The 14,765-nt window shown below is 69.9% G+C and carries 15 protein-coding genes and 1 pseudogene; 9 read left to right on the forward strand and 7 right to left on the reverse strand.

Translation table 11 applies throughout. The features are described 5' to 3' along the window. Positions 1-168 precede the first annotated feature (168 nt). A complete protein-coding gene (locus CLV40_RS16300; protein ID WP_146108056.1) occupies positions 169-426 on the reverse strand; it encodes a hypothetical protein in 258 nt (85 codons plus the stop codon). A gap of 144 nt (positions 427-570) precedes the next feature. Next, a complete protein-coding gene (locus tag CLV40_RS38050) occupies positions 571-708 on the reverse strand; it encodes a hypothetical protein (protein ID WP_181043543.1) in 138 nt (45 codons plus the stop codon). A gap of 209 nt (positions 709-917) precedes the next feature. Here CLV40_RS38050 and CLV40_RS16305 point away from each other — a divergent pair, with 209 nt between their 5' ends. The 5 genes from CLV40_RS16305 to CLV40_RS16325 all read left to right on the forward strand — a co-directional run bounded on the left by CLV40_RS16305 (position 918) and on the right by CLV40_RS16325 (position 6,147). Continuing rightward, a complete protein-coding gene (locus CLV40_RS16305) occupies positions 918-1,916 on the forward strand; it encodes an Acg family FMN-binding oxidoreductase (RefSeq protein ID WP_146108057.1) in 999 nt (332 codons plus the stop codon). A gap of 52 nt (positions 1,917-1,968) precedes the next feature. After that, complete coding sequence (locus CLV40_RS16310; protein ID WP_104479786.1) at positions 1,969-2,847, forward strand: universal stress protein; 879 nt, start codon at positions 1,969-1,971, stop codon at positions 2,845-2,847. Positions 2,848-3,379: 532 nt separating this feature from the next. Next, on the forward strand, positions 3,380-3,700 hold the full coding sequence (locus CLV40_RS16315; protein WP_104479787.1) for a hypothetical protein: 321 nt from the start codon (positions 3,380-3,382) through the stop codon (positions 3,698-3,700). Positions 3,701-3,766: 66 nt separating this feature from the next. Next, positions 3,767-4,897 carry a PLP-dependent cysteine synthase family protein gene (locus CLV40_RS16320; RefSeq protein ID WP_181043544.1) on the forward strand — a complete coding sequence of 377 codons (1,131 nt, stop codon included), beginning with the start codon at positions 3,767-3,769 and terminating at the stop codon, positions 4,895-4,897. Continuing rightward, entirely contained in the window at positions 4,894-6,147 is a 1,254-nt protein-coding gene (locus tag CLV40_RS16325) for an MFS transporter (protein ID WP_181043545.1), read from the forward strand. Before CLV40_RS16320 ends, CLV40_RS16325 begins: the two co-directional genes overlap by 4 nt. A gap of 56 nt (positions 6,148-6,203) precedes the next feature. Here the strand turns inward: CLV40_RS16325 and CLV40_RS16330 are convergent, their stop codons facing one another. Together CLV40_RS16330 and CLV40_RS16335 are read right to left on the reverse strand one after the other, a co-directional pair. Beyond that, positions 6,204-7,802 carry a hypothetical protein gene (locus CLV40_RS16330; protein ID WP_146108058.1) on the reverse strand — a complete coding sequence of 533 codons (1,599 nt, stop codon included), beginning with the start codon at positions 7,800-7,802 and terminating at the stop codon, positions 6,204-6,206. Between the two features lie 57 nt (positions 7,803-7,859). Beyond that, positions 7,860-8,240 carry a hypothetical protein gene (locus CLV40_RS16335; RefSeq protein WP_104479790.1) on the reverse strand — a complete coding sequence of 127 codons (381 nt, stop codon included), beginning with the start codon at positions 8,238-8,240 and terminating at the stop codon, positions 7,860-7,862. 907 nt (positions 8,241-9,147) lie between these two features. On the opposite strand from CLV40_RS16335, the gene CLV40_RS16340 reads away from it, so the two are divergent. Next, a complete protein-coding gene (locus CLV40_RS16340; protein WP_146108059.1) occupies positions 9,148-9,606 on the forward strand; it encodes a hypothetical protein in 459 nt (152 codons plus the stop codon). A 3-nt stretch (positions 9,607-9,609) separates the two neighbouring features. Then, on the forward strand, positions 9,610-9,942 hold the full coding sequence (locus CLV40_RS16345; RefSeq protein WP_104479792.1) for a winged helix-turn-helix domain-containing protein: 333 nt from the start codon (positions 9,610-9,612) through the stop codon (positions 9,940-9,942). A 61-nt stretch (positions 9,943-10,003) separates the two neighbouring features. Here CLV40_RS16345 and CLV40_RS16350 read toward each other — a convergent pair whose 3' ends face one another. The 3 genes from CLV40_RS16350 to CLV40_RS16360 all read right to left on the reverse strand — a co-directional run bounded on the left by CLV40_RS16350 (position 10,004) and on the right by CLV40_RS16360 (position 13,502). Next, entirely contained in the window at positions 10,004-10,756 is a 753-nt protein-coding gene (locus CLV40_RS16350) for a hypothetical protein (RefSeq protein ID WP_104479793.1), read from the reverse strand. A 66-nt stretch (positions 10,757-10,822) separates the two neighbouring features. Continuing rightward, positions 10,823-11,560 (reverse strand): hypothetical protein, encoded by a 738-nt coding sequence (locus CLV40_RS16355; protein WP_104479794.1) that lies wholly within the window; start codon positions 11,558-11,560, stop codon positions 10,823-10,825. Positions 11,561-13,043: 1,483 nt separating this feature from the next. Then, entirely contained in the window at positions 13,044-13,502 is a 459-nt protein-coding gene (locus tag CLV40_RS16360; protein WP_104479795.1) for an MFS transporter, read from the reverse strand. Between the two features lie 213 nt (positions 13,503-13,715). On the opposite strand from CLV40_RS16360, the pseudogene CLV40_RS39515 reads away from it, so the two are divergent. Further along, positions 13,716-13,889: pseudogene (locus CLV40_RS39515) on the forward strand (helix-turn-helix domain-containing protein); the annotation flags it as partial. A gap of 43 nt (positions 13,890-13,932) precedes the next feature. Next, the gene (locus tag CLV40_RS39520) at positions 13,933-14,754 is read left to right on the forward strand and encodes a WXG100 family type VII secretion target (protein WP_245931347.1); all 822 of its coding nucleotides are present in this window, start codon (positions 13,933-13,935) and stop codon (positions 14,752-14,754) included. The last annotated feature ends 11 nt before the right edge of the window (positions 14,755-14,765 follow it).

Genomic DNA, 14,765 nt, shown 5'->3' on the forward strand with positions numbered 1-14,765 from the left:
GCACCGACGGCGCGCGGCAGGCGAGGGCGATCGCGTCCCGCACGGTGTCGTGATCGGTCCGCGGCATGACCGGTCCTCCTCTCCTCGGTGGTACGCCTCCACCGTGCCCAATGGCCCTGCCCGGGGACAGAGACCAAAGGACCCCGGTCGCAGGGACCGAAGCCCGGCTCACCCCACGGGCACGATCACCACCAGGCACCCGGCGTCCCGCAGGCAGTCCGCGGCGACTCCCGAGGCGATGTGCGCGGGGGAGTGGTGCGCCCCGATCGCCGGCAGATCCGCGCCCCGAGCGGCCTCGGCCAGCGCCCGGCCGGTGCGGCCCTCGACGCGTTCGACCGACAGCGGCACCCGTCCGTCGTCGCCGAGTCCCGGCAGGTGCGGTGACATGGGAGCGGTCTCCGGTGCGACGACCTCGAGCACGGTCACCGCCGCACCCTTGGCGTGGCAGGTGCCCACCGCGGCGCGGCGGCGGAGCCGCCATAGCCGACCACGAAACGCCGCCCGCTGCCGGACCTATTTCCGGACACGGTTTCCCTCCTCGACATCTACCCTGCTCTGTCCTGAGTGGATTCAATGGCTCGGCGCGCCGACCACCAAGGCGACCCCGTCCGCGAATAGAACGGCACCTGCGGTGAAGAACCCGGCGGCCGGCCAGGGCAGCGCGGGCGCGGTGGCGCAGATCGACACCCGCGCGTCGACCCCGGCCATCACTCCTCCGCTTCCCCGCACTCGGTGTCGGTTCCAGCCCCACCCACCCGACGACCGGCGGGACACCGACGAAAGTCCCTGCCACCCCGTGCCACTCCGCACTGTCCACAGACGAGCAAGGGGACCAACGTCCCGGTCGGTCGGGTCCGCCGTCGGTGCCGGGCGGTCCGCCCGCCGGGCAACCTGGGTTGGTATGGAAAGGAGCCGACATGCCCGCTGACAGCACAGCGACATCGACGGGCGCGGTGGTACGCGCCGCTATCGCGGCCGCGGCGCGCGCGCCGTCGTCGTTCAACGCCCAACCCTGGCACTTCACCGCCCACCCCGCCGGATCCGCCGACCAGCACCGGGTTGACCTCGCGCTCGACCGGTCGCGGGTCCTCGCGGTCACCGACCCGGACGCGCACCAGGCGCGGATCGGCTGCGGTGCCGCCCTCTACACCCTGCGCCTGTCGTTGGCGGTGTCCGGGCACCGCGGTGACGCGGCGTTGCTGCCCGACCCGGCCGACCACGACCTCATCGCCACCGTCCGCCTGGACGGCAAGCACCGCGCCACCCCGCACGAACGCGCGCTCGCCACCGCCGTGTGGCGCAGGCACACCAACCGCAGGCCGTTCCTGGACCGCCCCGTGCCGCCACCCGCGCGCACGGCCCTCGTCCGCGCCGCCGCGGCCGAGGGCGCCCGGCTCCACCTGCTGGAACGCCCCACCGACCTGGGCGCCGTCGCGGACCTCATCCGCCGCGCCGACAACCTGCTGAGCCAGAACCCGGCTCACCTGACCGAAGCCCGCCGCTGGGTCGGCGGCACCGGTCACGGCGACGGCGTACCCGCCACCGCCGCGGGCCGACCCCCGTCGCCGGACACCCTGGTCGTGTTGCGGGACTTAGATTCCCCGGCCACACCGGTGCCCTTCGAGCGCCTGCCGCTGCTGGCCGTCCTGACCACCGTCGGCGACAGCGACGGCGACCAGATCGCGGCGGGCCAAGCGTTGCAGCGGGTTCTGCTGACCGCCTGCGTCGAGGGACTGGCCGTATCCCCGCTGTCCCAACCGATCGAGGTACCCACCACCCGCCGCGCGCTGGGCGAGGTGGTCGGCGCCCCCGCGCACCTCGTGCTGCGCATCGGCTACGGCCACGCGGGCGTCACCACACCCCGCCGGCCGCTGGACGAGATCGCCACCGGCCTGGCAGAGGAGAAGCGAGCGTGAACGCGACCGACGACCTGATCCGCGTCACGTCCGAGCGGACCGGAGGTCCCCGATGACCGCATCACACGACCAGGTCGTCGTCGGCATCGACGGCTCCGACACGTCCCTCACCGCGACCAAGTGGGCAGCGGACGAGGCCCGGCGCCGGGGTACGACCCTGAGCCTCGTGCACGCCTGCGTTCCACCGGCCGTCCGCCACCCCACCACGCTCGCCTCCCAAGCCGACTACATCGACGCGCTCACCGACCACGGTCGTGTCTGGCTGCGCGAGGCCCGCGCGGTGGCCCGCCACGCCGCCCCGGGCCTGCCCGTGCGCCAAGACCTGCGGGTCGGCCAAGCCGCCGCCGTGGTGCTGGAGGCTGCCGAGAGGGCCGCGCTGGTGGTCGTGGGAAGCCGCGGGCTCGGCGGATTCCGCGCGTTGACCGTCGGCTCGGTGTCGACCGCGGTCGCGCACCACGCGTCCTGTCCGGTGGTCGTCATCCGCGAAGGCATCGAACCGAACGCGGATGGACCCGTTGTCGTGGGCGTCGAAGGCTCACCGGCGAGCGACGCCGCGCTCGCCTTCGCCTTCGCCCAGGCGGCGCGCCGCGCGCTGCCGCTGGTGGCCGTGCACACCTGGAGCGACGTCGCCTACCCGGGCCTGTGGACGGCCGTGCCGCTGGGCGTCGACTGGGGCGAGGTCACCGAATCGGAGGCGGCCCTGCTCGACGCGCGGCTGGCCGCGTACCGGGTCGACTACCCCGATGTGCCCGTACGTCCCGTGGTGACCCGCGACCGCCCCGTTCGCGCGCTGCTGACCCATGCCGACAGCGCGAGCCTGCTGGTCGTCGGCAACCGGCGGCGGCACGCGCTCACCGGGCCCGGCACCGGCTCGACCAGCACCGCCCTGCTGCACCTGTGCCCCTGCCCGCTCGCGGTGGTCCGCCCCTGACTCGGGGGCACCGTCGTTCGAGGACTGTGAGGAGTCTGCCGTCGATGATCGGCGACTCGACCTCGTCTCCGACGCCGCCTCACTCAACAACACCATTCGCAAGGATGGGAGAACTGCTTTCCCTTTCGGTAGTTGTTCATGGAAATCACGAATTCGGGGGGATGTCGACATGGCCGGTGGGCGCACGCGCATCGCCGGTGATCGGGGCTTCCCCGTTGCCCGGAGTCGGCGATCTCCGCCGTGCCGCCTGATCCCTCGATCTGGGTGTTCGCAGAGCATTGCCGCCGACATGTGGGCGGTTCTGAAAACTGGGAAGAACCGCCTTGGCGGGGTGTTAATTTCCCCTTTATGGCAGGCGAGCCACTTCTGCGTGCGCTTTTGCCTCACACGTTCGGGGCACCGCCAATCCGCGGGGTAGCGCGGCGGCCTCGGCCGTTCGTACCCTGATGCCACCATGGCCGATCATCACACTTACCAGCCGCGCCGCGGATTCACCCCCGGCACCCGCGCGGCTTTCTTGATGATTGTCGGCATGCTCGCGTTGTACGCGGCGCTGTGCGTCGGCCACCCCCACCCGACCCCGTTCGGCGCGGGACACATGGTGGCGACGGAAGTCCTGTCCGGTCAGCAGGACCCCGGCACCGGTGAGGACGGCTGCGGGAACCTCGTCCACGACCCGGACGCCCTGAACGCCGAATCGACCCACCCCCTCGCCGTCCTCGCGGGCGGCCTGCCCCTCGCGGACACCTCGACCCGCCCCACCGCGAACCGGCGCCGCTCGGCCGACGACCTCGCCCGACCGCCACCGTGGGGGAGAGCCCTGCTGACCAGGGTCTGCGTCGCGCGGACCTGACGGGGACACCGCCCGGCGCCGCCGGGTGCCCTGTCATGTGATGCCGCGACGGTCACTGGAGAACCCATGCGTTTGGCACGCTCGACCACCCTGCCCGAACTGTTCGACGCGGTCGGCGACACCCCTGTCGTCCGCCTCCGCAACCTCACCGCGGCCCACGAGGCCGAGCTCGTCGTGAAGCTGGAGGGCGCGAACCCGGGAGGAAGCCTGAAGGACCGCCCCGCCTCGCACATCATCCGCCACGCCGAGCGCACCGGTGCCCTGCGTCCGGGGGGCACGATCATCGAGTCGTCCTCCGGGAACTTCGGGATCGCGCTGGCCATGTTCGGCGCGTCCCGCGGCTACCGGGTGATCGCCGTGGTGGACCCGAAGCTCACCGCCACCAACCGGGCGCTGCTGCGGGCGTTCGGCGCGGAGATCATCGTCGTGGACGAGCAGGACGACTCGGGTTCCTACCACAAGACCCGCATCTTCCTGGCCAACCAGCTGCACCGGCAGATCGCGGGATCCTTCCGACCCGACCAGTGCTTCAACCCGCTCAACAGCGAGGCGCACCTGCGCAGCACGGCGGCCGAACTGCTCGACCAGGCGGGCCCGGAGCTGGCCGCGGTGGTCTGCACCGTCAGCACCGGCGGCCACCTCGGCGGCATCGCGCGCTCGGTGAAGCAACGCGCACCGCACGTGCGGGTGATCGGCGTCGACGTCGACGGGTCGACGGTGTTCGGCGGACGCCCGCACGCCTACCTGACGCCGGGCGTGGGTCTGAGCTGGACACCGGTGAACCTCGACGACCTCTCCCTGGTGGACGAGGTCTACAAGGTCACCGACGAGGACGCCTACCGCGCCTGCCGCACCCTCGCCCGCACGGAGGGCATCCTCGCCGGGGTCTCGACCGGCGCCGCCCTGACCGTCGCCCTGGCCGCCGCCATGCGCACACCCGCCGGACGCCGCGTCGCCGTCCTCGCCTCCGACCGGGGCGAGCGGTACCTGAACACCGCGTTCGACGACGAGTGGCTGCGCGCCAACACCCTCACCACCGAGTGCACGGCCGCCGGGTTGCGCGCCCGCGCGGGCAGGCTCACCCCGTACTCGACCGACCCGGCCGCGGACTGCGGGAACTACCTACCCCAACTGGCCGAACAACTCGACTCACCGACCGCGCGGCAGCCGCGTGCCAACGCCGAGGTGGGCCGGTGATCACCGTACTGCGCCAGAAGGCGTTCGGCCGCCTGTGGCTCAGCTACACCGCGTCGGCCGTCGCGACCGGCTTGCTGCCCACCGCGCTCATCCTGGCCATTTTGGACAGACACAACGGTTTCACCGCGCTGGGACTGGTCTTGGGCGCCCGGACCCTGGGCTTCCTCATCGGCGCCCTGCCCGCCGGGGTCATCGCCGACCGCTACCCCCGCGCCAAGGCACTGGCCTGCTCCAGCCTGCTCCGCGCGGCGGGCGCCGCCGCGGTCGCGCTCCTGCTCGACCTACCCACGATCGCCCTGTGCGCCGCGGTGTTCCTCGCGGGCGCGGGCGAAGGCGTGTTCCGCAGCGCCTACCAGGCACTCGTCGGAGAACTCGTCGCGGAGGAACACCGCCACGAAGCCAACGCCGCCACGACCCTGAGCCTGCGCGTCTGCCTGGTCGCGGGCCCCACCGCCGCCGTCGCGCTGCACAGCGGCCTCGGCAGGACGACCAGCCTCCTCATCGCCGCCGCGCTCTGGCTCGTCTCCACCGCGCTGGTCGCGCCCCTGGCCCGAGGCGACCGCAAACCCCCCGAAACCAACGAAACCTCCCGCAACGCCCTCGCCGACTTCGGCCACGGCCTCCGCGAGGCACGCAGGCACCGCTGGTTCCTGGCAGGCCTGGCCGCCCTCATCTTCTGGCTGGCACTGGGCGAGGCGGCCAAGTACCTGATGCTCCCCATCATCGCCCGCGACCGCTTCGGCGGCGACTGGCTCATCGGCGCCGCCCTGGGTGCCTACTCCCTCGGCGCCGTCGGCGCGGCGGTGCTGATGAGCCGCTGGCGCCCACGCCGCCCCGGCATCCCCGCCATGATCATGCTGGGCAGCTACGGCCTGGTCCCGCTGTCCCTGGCCTTCGCCCACCACAGCTGGATCATCATCGCCTGCTGCGCCGTCGGCGGGGCGGGCATCGAGATCTTCAACATCCCCTGGTTCACCGCCATCCAACGCGAAGTGCCCCAACACCTCCAAGCCCGGGTCTCCGCCCTCGACTTCCTCGTCTCCTACGGCATGAGCCCACTCGGCCTGGCCCTCCTGCCCGCCATCATCGCCGACGTGGGCGGCACGACCACCCTGACCGTCTGCGGACTGCTGGTCATCGCCGCCGCACTGCTCACCCTGCTGGTACCGGGCATGGCCACCTTCACCGACCCTCACCACCCCAAGGCTCCACATACAACCCCAACACCTCAGGCGGCCGAACAGAAGTAGCCCGGGCTCGGTGGCCGCCACCAGCGGCCGTGTGGCGGCCACCGGCTCGTCGAGGTCTACTTGGCGCACCCCTGGAGGTCCTCCGCCACCCACCGCAAGTAGTCCGGGACGTCCTTGGTCGACGTGCCCTTGGCCAACGACCCCGTCGCCGCGTCATACCGGTAGCCGCCGGCGAAGTCCTTCTGCAGTCCCTCCACCTTCTCCCGGTAGTCGAGCCAGTGCTTCGGGTCCACCATGTGCGTGGGCGCGACGTAGCGGTCGTCCTTGCGGTCGCCGAACTCGCTGGGCGTCTTGAAGACGTGGGGGTACCAGTCGTCCACCAGGTGGTTGAAGTTGCCGACCGGCCCCGAAGGGTGCGTGATGTTGTAGGTCGGCATCCCACGGCCCACCACGAGCCAGTTCGACTTGGCGTACGTGAGCGCCCGGCCGTCGATGCCGCGGAACGGGGTGTCTGGCTGGATGCCGTCCGGCATCAGCACCGCCTCGAACGACCCACCACGACTGTCTTCATCGGACACGAACTTCCGGAACGGCGCCGCACCCGACAAGTACCCCCACCCCAGCGGTTGGTGCTCTTTGGACGCGAAATCCGACATCAGCGTCCACCGCACACCAGCCTCGTCGACGTACGTGTTGTTCCCGAGCAAGGAGTACTTGAAGGACGTCTCGACCGCGCCATCGCCATTCTTGAGCGCGCCCTGGGGGAGCATCGTGTAGAGGTACGTCCGCCCCCGGTCAGGATCGAACTTGTACTCGCAGGTCGCGGGCGTCGGCGGACTCTCGTAGGTGAACGAGTACGTCCCGCCATACGCCCCACACGGCCCGTGCGACGTGCGTGCCGTCGTGGAGAGGCGGTAGGTGCCCGGCTTCTCGTAGGTGTGCGTAGCCATCGGAATAAGCCCAAGCCGACCGGTGATCTCCCAGTCCTGCGTGGTGCCGTCACCGAAGTCGAGGGTGCCAGCGAACCCGCACGCGGACGAGTCCAGACTGCTGGAGTTGAAGCGAACCTCCACCACGGGATCAACGCTCCCACACTCGGCACCACTACCCAGGTACAGAACACACTTCGCCGTATGCAACGGCTTCCGTGCGGGGACACTCGGCGCCGAAGTCGTCGATCGCGTAGGCGCGGACTTCGGCGTCGGAGCCTTCGGTGTCGCCGTGGGCGCCGCGGTGACCAGCGCCTCTGCGACGGCCGTGGCGTAGTCGACAAGGTAGGGCCCCGCCGCGGGCTCGTCGGAGGTCGCCTCGTCCGACTCCGGTGCACCATCACCAACACTGGTGACCAGGGAGAAACCGTCCAACCCCACCACCGCGGCGTCATCGGTGACAAAGCACGCCCGCTCACGAGCACCGACCACCGCCGAACACCGCCGGTCATCCGGCACGTCCACATCGAACGCGCGACCGGTCGCATACGCAGTGAGAGTCACCCCGTCCACCGTCCAAGACTGCCGAGCGGTGATACCGGCACCCGGATCGGACGTACACCCACCATCCACCGGAGCCCCAGCCGCACTCCCGGTCAACCGCGCCACCAGATCACCGGTAACCACATCACACACCGTCGCCACAACCCTCTGCGGCACCACCACCTGCGGATCATCACACGCCGCCACCGACAAAACACCCAACACGACGACGGCGACACGCACCCGCCACCCGCCCACCACCCGCACCATGTCCGGGAAGTCGCCAGGCCGCGCGGCCCGTTACCCTGCTCCACCGCGCTCCGTGTCCGGACAAGCATGCCAGCGGCGGACGACCGCGCCGATCATGGTGTCGGTATGGCGTATCCCAACTCCGCGCGTTGGTGGAATGCCGGGCAGCGCCTCGACCCGCAGGTCGACGCGGTCCACGCGGTCGAGCCGCCGAAGGGCCGCGGCCGAGCTGTCGGCGACGATGACGTGGTAGTCCCCGGTCTCCGCCAGCAGCCTGGCCACGACGCCGCCGATGCGCCAGGGGTCGAACCGGTAGTCGTGCGCGCCTTCGACGGTCAGTACCTGGAGCCCGGGCGGCGGGTACGGCCGCCAGCCGCTGCTCGGGTCGGCGTCGCTGCCTGCGGCGGCCTTGAACAGGAAGACCTGGTCCAACTCAAAGGGTGGTGGGCGGTACTCCGGTCCTCCGTGGCAACGTGTCCAACCGCGCGTACAGCGTGGGCACGGTGCGCTCCGCCGCGCCGTCGCGAGACCTGCGGCCGACTCCGGGCGGCGGGCCGGTTCCTTGCTCCGGGGTCCGGTGTAGAACCGACCAGGCGGGTGTGGCCCCGCGCCTCGCGCGGAACCATCGTGGTGCCTGGGAGGTGCTGTTCGGCGGGGTAGAGATTGCCCCGCACCCGTGGAGTTTGTAGGTGTGGCCCGCTCTTCCGCTGTAGTGGAACTCGCCCGAGGTCTCCGGCGCGGAAGGCGGGGCGTTGCCCGCTGTGCGGCGCGAACTCGTTGGTCAGGACCCCCGTGCCCCACGGGTTCCCCGCCTAGGTAGCCGCGTGCGACAGCTGTGTCGCTGAGAACGAAGATCTCGCCGTCCCACGCCGGTTGTACCGGGCGCAGGCATCGTCGAGGATGTGCGGTTCCACCCCCGCCAGCGGCGCGCCGATGGTGATGGCGGTATTCGCCGCGGCAGCGGGGCTGACGCGGTGCGCGGTCACGTCCGCGGCGACCTCGGTCGAACCGTAGTAGTTCAGCGCCCACCGCCGACGGTGAACAATTCGCCCACGCATCCCACCGCCACGACGAACGGCTGGGCGGGCTCAGCGCCCGTGCGCGCGACCTGATCTTCGCCTGCGCAAGCCGCCTCATCTGCGTTCGGCCGCGGTGGGCAGGTCGGCAGGCCCCGCTCGGGAGGCGGACGGGCAGGCGCGTTCTGAGTCGGATGACGCGCGCGGTAGGTGTCATCCGGCCTCGGGGGTGCGGTCCGTAGCCGCCGCCGGGGTTGCGAGCGGCGGGCACGGAAAGTACTTTCTAGGTGGAAAGTAGTTTCCGCGCCTTCCGGGAGGTCTAGATGAGCGAGGCGGAACGCGCACTGGCTGAGGTGCTTCGGCAACGCCAGGCGATGGCCGATCGAGTGCGTTTGCCCTGGTGGTTCCGGGTGCTGTTCGTGCTGGCCTGGGCCGCGGTGCTGGTCGGGCCCGTGCTGTCCGGCTCGGCCGATCAGCTCGGGGTGCCCCGTTTCCCGTACCTGGTGGTCGGGGTCGTCGTCTGGATCGCGGTGCTGGTCGCCTATCGGCGACAGTCGGGGTTGCGGACGGCAATGCGCGGTCGGACGTATCCGGCGCTGCGGGAACAGGCGCTCGCCACGGTCGCGGTGTTCGGCGGTGGGCCGGTGGTCGTGTGGGGGTTGGCGGCGCTCGGCTTGCCGTACCAGGCGCTCACCTGTGCCGCGCTGGCGGCGGCCCTGGGCGGGGCGCAGGCCTGGCGGGTCAACATCGCGATCCACCGCGACGTCTTGGCGGGGCGGTAACCCATGTCCGAATTGGACCCGGTGATCCACGCGCTGCCGCGGCTCTCGCTGTGCGCGGCGCTGTCGGCGGGGCCGGGGTGGGTCGAGTTCGCGGTCGCCCGCGAGGCCACCGGGCTGAGCGACTCGGCGGTGTCCAAGCACTCGCGGGCGTTGGAGGACAGCGGCTACCTGGAGATCCGCAAAGGCACGGTCGGCAGACGGCCGCGGACCTGGTTGCGTCTGACCCCGCTGGGTGAGCGCCGCTTCCGCGATCATGTCCAAGCCCTCCATCGCATGCTCGACGACCCGGCCCCACTCCCGGCCGGGAACTCCGCTCCGGTGGATCCGCGTGACTAGGCCAGTGCGGGTGGGCTGTGCGCCCACCCGCACCTCCGATCACGTCAAGCCGTGCTCACCGTCATCCCGCTTCGGCGGCGCAGAAGCTGACCACGCCCCCGAGCGAGCCGTACGCGGCGACGATGCACGCCGTGCAGGCGAGGCCCGCGGTGGCGATGCAGACCGCGCCGCAGATCACGGCGATGCCCGCGATGATCCAGCTCGACACGCCCATGCGGCTCATGCAGTCCAGGAACCGGTCGAACCAGGACGACTCCACGCTGTTGAGCGCGCTCTTGCCGGGCGCGGCGCCGACCTCGGTGACCCGGCCGTCGGAGTAGGCGGTCTTGCTCACCTTGAGCGCGCCGTCGGTCCAGCTGAACACGTTGCCGCTGTCGGCCGAGAGCGGCTGGAACTGCGTCTCGGTGTAGTTCTGCCGCGCACCGTTGGCGTTGAACGACACCGACAGCACCGACGGCGCGACCAAACTCGGGTGCGACAGCGGGATCATCACGATCGACGCGCGATCGGACTGGTAGCCCTTGGCCGCGCCGTAGGCGAGGGTCGTGCCCGCGGGCACGTGCAGACCGATGGTCCCCGCGGTCACCTCGGACTCGACGCGACGAGCCAACCCCTGCGCCGCTTCCGCGGTCGAGGTGTCGAACTCCCGGGTCACCCGGGCGTAGCTGTCCTGCACCTTGTTGATCGCCACACCGAGCGGGCTGCTCGCCGGGGCCGATCTGGTGAGGAACACGGACTCGTCCGCGCCGGACGCGGTGGTCACCGTGTCCGCGCTCGCGGTGGTGGAGACCGTCACCGCGGTGACCACCGCCATGGCCACAGACACTATTGAGGTGAACATCTTCGACTTCATTTACTCGCTCCCTTCGGTAGCGTTCGATCAGCCGTTGTCGGCCTTCGCGGCACAGTAGGTGAACTCCCAAGAGAGACCCGCCGCGACGGTCAGCGCGCACGCGACACAGCCCGCGCCTGCGGTAATGATGCAGGCGATCGCACAAACCGCACCAATCGCGTTAATAATCCAACCAGCAACGCCCATGCTGTTCAGGCAGTCCGAAAACCGGCCCCACCAGCTCTGCGCGATGACCTCGCCGGAACCAGTACTGGGGGTGTCGGAGACGGTCCCGTCGTTGTAGGCGTACTTGACGCCGCGCAGCTTCCCGTCGGCCCACACGGTGACCTTTCCGGAATCCGCGGTGAGCGGCGAGAACTGCGATTCCAGGTAGGTCCGCAGCGTGCCGTCGGCCCCGAAGAAGACCAGCACGTTCGACGGCGCGATGATGTCGCTGCCCTCGACCGGGATGCGCACCGAGGTCAGGTTGCCCGCCGCGTAGGCCTGGGCCCGCGTGGTCACGGCGGTCTTGCCCGCACCGAGGTGAAGCTGGACGACGCCACGATTGACCAGGTCAACCGCCTTTTCGACGGGCGCGACGGCCTCCGCGGTCGTCATCCGCTGGATGCCCTTGGCCGTCCCCGGGTCCACCAGCGCGTGGACCTTGGCCCCGGACAGCTGGGTCGCGCCCACGTTGGGACCGGTCACCGCGTGCGCCTCAACCGTGGACGCCGCGATCATGCTCGCCATGGCGATGACAACCGCCATGGCCTTGCGGAAGTTCATCTCGCACTACCTCCAAAATTGTAGACAAGAAGACTTGCAATCAACAACAGAATTCAAACGCCGAATGTTTCAGGGCAGGGTGAAACCCTGGCCGACGCCAATTTTTAGAAACCCCAGCCGTGAAGACTTCCCCAGTTAGCCCCATGGTTCGACAAAGGGAACTCTACAAGACGGCCCGCAGGCCAACATGGGCGAGTGACCTGCGTCACAGTGATATCAACAGTTGTTGGGGCGTCTCCTCAGAAAAATTCACCGCATAATCGCCGGCATATCTGCTGGTCACGCGGAGGTCCTCGAAGGAACATCCTCGGTGGCCGTCGCTGGAATTCACACGATTGCACGCATGGTGTCGATTCAGACGGCCGAGGGAAGCGGCGGACAGCCTCCCGCGACAGCGGTCGCGGGAGTCCGCCCACGTGGACGCGGTCGCCGAACCGGGTGCGGAGGGCGGCCGAGGCCGGTGTGATCGGTGGCGTGGCGAGATGGCCGAGCAGGCTCCCACCAGGTGCGCCGGGGGCCGTCCCCGCCGCAGTCGATCCACCGGTTTTACCGACGCCTGAAAGCTGAACGCGGTGTGACGCCAGGGTTTCGCCCCCTTGACGCCGCGCAGATACCTCTGACGCACCACGGAGTGTGCCCACTGCGGACGCCGTGGAGCCGCAGGCGGGCACCGGCCATAGGGGCGTTCAACTCCGCAGGCGACCTCGTTCCGACCGCTCGGTGGGAAGTTCCTGCCGACCGTCCAGACACCGGCTTCCCCGCCGATGTCGTCCTACGACTCGTCCCGCGCAGCCGATGGCCAACTACGCCTACCAGTTCGACACCGACACCAAACCCACAAGGATCGCTGGTACGGGCAACGTCACGGTGGCTTCCACTCTCGCCGCAGGGGTGCGGACGCCAGCCGTGCGGCCCGTCGACGGCCTCGCACCATCACCTCCGACCGCCTCCGCGTTCACCGTCAACGGCTCGGCGAGCCCTCGTCGATGCCGAGGTGCTGGTTGACTGACGGTCGCGGCGTGCCGCTGACCGCTGCGTACAAGGCCGTCTGCTTCACCTTCACCGCCTGCGGCGGTGGTCACCCCAGCCTCGGCGCCGCGGTCAACTTGTTCAGCCTCGGCCCGGTTCTTGCGGTCGCCGACTCGTGTCGGACAGTACCGCTGCCGATCGCGTCAACCATCGGGACCTGCCAGGTAGCCGTCGACCCGGACACGGGTCGGGCCTGGGCGCCCTGTCCCGCAACATGTCTGGCACGAAGGATACGGCGAACCAGGACCATACCTACAATCTGTCCGCAGCGGGCAGCGCACCGACCGGACCGTGCATGACCCCACCCCCGAGTCGGTCATCGCGTCGCTGTGCTCAGCCGGGGAGTGCGATGACGGGGACCTCCTGGCTCAGTGGCCCACGAGGTAGCCGCCGGAGGCGGGGGCGGAGACGTCGTAGTTGTCGGGCACGAGTTGACCCAGCGAGATGCGGCTGGTCACGTGTGCGGCTCGTGCTTGGTTCGGCGTGAGCGCCTGGAAGTCGAGTCGCGGGCGTCCGTCAGCGCGTTGGGTATATAGCGGCAAAGGGGAAGTACCGGGCGACACCGTCCGATGGAGAGCGCGGACGTGCCCCGCGAAGTCGACTCCGCGGGTAGGGCCCGGTAGAGCGACCCCATCGTCGGCGCACCGACGAAGCCGAGGCCTAGACCGGTCAGCAGCACGCACACGGCGAGTGCGACCAGGCCGCTGCCCGCCTCAACCTGGGCCAGGACCAGCGCCGCCGCGGCGATCGCTGCGCCCCCGGAGGATCCCAGAGCGCGGGTGTCGACCTTGTCGCTGAGCCTGTCAGCGAACCACCCCACGCCCAGTGGCGCCAGCAGCATGTCGAAGTCGCGCACCAGTTGGTAGAACAGGAGAACCAAAAACACGCTCAAGAACTGCACCGCCCCGGTCACCCCACGTTCACCGCAGCGGCGAACGACCTGGAGCGGAAGAGCGCGAGGTCGATCAGCGCGCAGCGCGTGCGCGCTGTAAGCGAGCAGCAACCAGACGCCCAAGGCGAAACGCGACAACGACCGGTGTGGAGCCGACTCCGGCTCCTTCGCTCGTGTGGGAGAGGACGACGGCGAGCGCACCCAGCTTGTCGACCTCATCGGCAGGCTGGCGCCATGACCACCGCGAACCCGCCTGCTCGGCGCCCGCGTGGCCGCATCGACAAGCACCGTGACCTCATCGCTGCCGCCTTCCGGGTCTTCGCCGCGCACGGCTACACGGGTTCGTGCGTGGAGCAGATCGCGGCCGAGGTGGGGACGGCGAAGCCGACTCGGTACGCGCACTTCGGCGACAAGGACGCTGTTCCGCGAGGCCGTCGCGGAGGTCGCGCTGGTGGCCATGGACAAGGGCCTGGCCGTGGTCAGCGACCTGGACCCCGGAGTGGCGGACTTGACCGCTGCACTCACCGACATAGGGCTCAACTGCTACCGCGCCGAGGAACCCTGCGCACTGCGCAGGCGGGTCAACGCCGACCTCGTGCGCACCGTGCTCGGTGGCGGTGCCGAGGTCAACCAATCACTCGGCGACCGCTTCTCCCGACTGATGCTCGCGGCAGGCTTGTCCGCTACGAGGCCGCCGAGCAATTCGTCACCCTGCTCATCGGCTGTTGCGAACGCCATCCGACTCGCGTGTTTCGAGTCACCGGGTTCGGTGGGAGTTTCGGCAATTCCGGTACCTCGTGGTGCCATGTCGGCTACGCTCAAGTCATCACCGACAAGATCGCGGCCGGGTCCACTCGTCGTTGTCGCCTTCGAGGTGAGTGATCCGGCGACGAGGAGGAACGTGGTTCACCAGGGCAAAGAGTTCGGCGTGGATCTGTACGAACTGGAAAAAGTCGCGAAGGTGGATTTTCCGGTCATCGCAGCAGACTACGCCGACGCGATCGGTTCCTGTGAGCGTCTCCGCAGCGACCTGGCTCAGGTCCTGCAACGCCCTGAGCAGTTCGGCGGCGGCACCCTCGGACCGGTCTACCAGGCGTATCTCGAGTTGCACGACACCGTCACGGGTTACCTCAAGGAGACGAAAACCAACCTGGACGACACGGCCGCGGCGCTGGACAGGGCGGCGTCGCGCTACGCGGAGACCGACGAGGTGGCGCGCGATGAGCTGCACCGCCGCGCGCAGAGCGACCCGGAATTGAGCGGCAAGATATGACCTTCGATCAA

Source organism: Actinokineospora auranticolor, from assembly GCF_002934265.1.
Taxonomy (GTDB): domain Bacteria; phylum Actinomycetota; class Actinomycetes; order Mycobacteriales; family Pseudonocardiaceae; genus Actinokineospora; species Actinokineospora auranticolor.